This is a genomic window from Acinetobacter sp. Q186-3 (assembly GCF_013420655.1).
Classification (GTDB): Bacteria; Pseudomonadota; Gammaproteobacteria; order Pseudomonadales; family Moraxellaceae; genus Acinetobacter; species Acinetobacter indicus.
The window spans coordinates 1-1,793 of sequence record NZ_VOXS01000047.1; the positions used below are offsets into that span (position 1 = coordinate 1).

Sequence of the window (1,793 nt, forward strand, 5' to 3'; positions counted from 1 at the left end):
TTAAGTTCTTTATCCGACATAGACACCAACATATCAAACCGTCCGCTAAGAAAATTGCAAAAGTGCATATTCTAAAAGCGGACATTTTTACTTTGGAGAAACCGGACATTTCTACTTTGGGCTTACAATTGGATTTCGCATAAGAGATTTTATGTTAAATGAGCATGTTTATTAACAATATGTTTATCCCATTCAATCTGAAAATCATGTGCTAATTTATCTAGTTTAGTCGACTTTAAATTATTAATAAGTAATTGTTGGGCTTCAATGAATGCTTGATCTAGAGCTTGGTTTACGACGAGTTCAACCAAACAATCAGGCTGCTTATTTTCATTGCCAATCGCAAAAATTGACGGCTCACCTACTGCCACATAAACATCATACAAAGAGATGTCACTTAAAGACTTAATCAAAGTCCAACCGCCCCCAGGTCCTTTCTCTGAATCAACAAATCCATGCTTCTTTAAGCCTGACATTGTTCTACGTACAACAACAGGATTCGTTTCGAGCATTTCGGAGATGTAATCTGACGTGAAAGGCCTATCTTCACGAGCCATATGTAAAAGTACATGAAGCATTCGAGAAAGTTTACTGTCTTTACGCATAGTTAGATCTAGAAGTGAATGGATTGGATAGATTGTAACATTGAAAGTTTCATATCAATTCTAAAAATTATATAGTAACTTTAAAAGTTACATATTTGGTGTATTTCTAATGAACTATGAAGTTGTAATTATTGGTGGTAGCTATGCAGGTCTTTCTGCTGCATTGCCTTTAGCACGTGCTCGTCGTCAAATTTTGATTATTGATGCAGGACAACGTAGAAACCGCTTTGCAGAGCATTCACATAACTTTCTAACTCAAGATGGTCGTGCACCTGATGCAATTGCGGCAGAAGCCCGAGCACAAGTTGAAAAATACTTAACAGTTTCATGGTTATCTGAAACAGTAACGGATGTAAAAGCTATAGATGGTCAATATTTGGTAAGTGCTGGAGAGCAACAGTTCCAAGCAGAAAAAATCATTATTGCCACAGGCGTAAAAGATGAATTACCTCAAGTTGATGGCTTAGCAGAACGTTGGGGTAAATCGATCTACCACTGTCCTTATTGTGATGGATATGAGCTGAATATGGGTGAGGTCGGTGTGCTTGCATCGGGTATGCATTCATTACATCAAGCATTGATGTTGCCTGATTGGGGAAATACAACATTATTTTTAAATGATGCCATTAAAGCTGAACAATTAGATGATGAACTCTTGGCGAAACTCTCTAAGCGTCAAATTGTCATAGAAACTCGTAAAGTTGCACGGATTGAAAACCATTGTGACATCGTGTTTGTAGATGGAGAGCATACAACTTTAAATGGTCTATTCGTGTCTACAGTCACTCGTTTACAGGCAGATTGGATTCGTAATTTAGGTTTAGACATTGACAGCAATGAATATGGTGAAGCGATTAAAACTTCTCCAGCAAAAGAAACCAATATTAAAGGCGTTTATGCATGTGGTGATGTGACTCGCTCTGGCGGTTCTGTTGCGTTGTCTGTCGGTGATGGTGCAATGACAGGAATCGTGGCACACAAGTCTTTTATTTTTTAAGGCTGTGTCTGTGATTATGTAATTCCTCTAAAATTAACATAATGCACGTTATACGCAGTCAAAATGTAAGCCCAAAGTAGAAATGTCCGGTTTCTCCAAAGTAAAAATGTCCGCTTTTAGAATATGCACTTTTGCAATTTTCTTAGCGGACGGTTTGATATGTTGGTGTCTATGTCGGATAAAGAACTTAA

2 protein-coding genes are annotated in these 1,793 nt (G+C 37.6%); one reads left to right on the forward strand and one right to left on the reverse strand.

Features of this window, described 5'->3' with window-relative positions; translation table 11 throughout:
• Window positions 1–149 precede the first annotated feature (149 nt).
• Window positions 150–605, reverse strand: a complete 456-nt coding sequence (locus FTT64_RS14300; RefSeq protein WP_163145944.1) for an Rrf2 family transcriptional regulator — start codon at window positions 603–605, stop codon at window positions 150–152.
• A 109-nt stretch (window positions 606–714) separates the two neighbouring features.
• On the opposite strand from FTT64_RS14300, the gene FTT64_RS14305 reads away from it, so the two are divergent.
• The gene (locus tag FTT64_RS14305; protein ID WP_163145945.1) at window positions 715–1,602 is read left to right on the forward strand and encodes an NAD(P)/FAD-dependent oxidoreductase; all 888 of its coding nucleotides are present in this window, start codon (window positions 715–717) and stop codon (window positions 1,600–1,602) included.
• The last annotated feature ends 191 nt before the right edge of the window (window positions 1,603–1,793 follow it).

Bases quoted from the DNA above. Each gene is read 5' to 3' on its own strand.
- FTT64_RS14300 (WP_163145944.1), bottom strand. From the start codon at position 605: ATGCGTAAAGACAGTAAACTTTCTCGAATGCTTCATGTACTTTTACAT.
- FTT64_RS14305 (WP_163145945.1), top strand. From the start codon at position 715: ATGAACTATGAAGTTGTAATTATTGGTGGTAGCTATGCAGGTCTTTCT.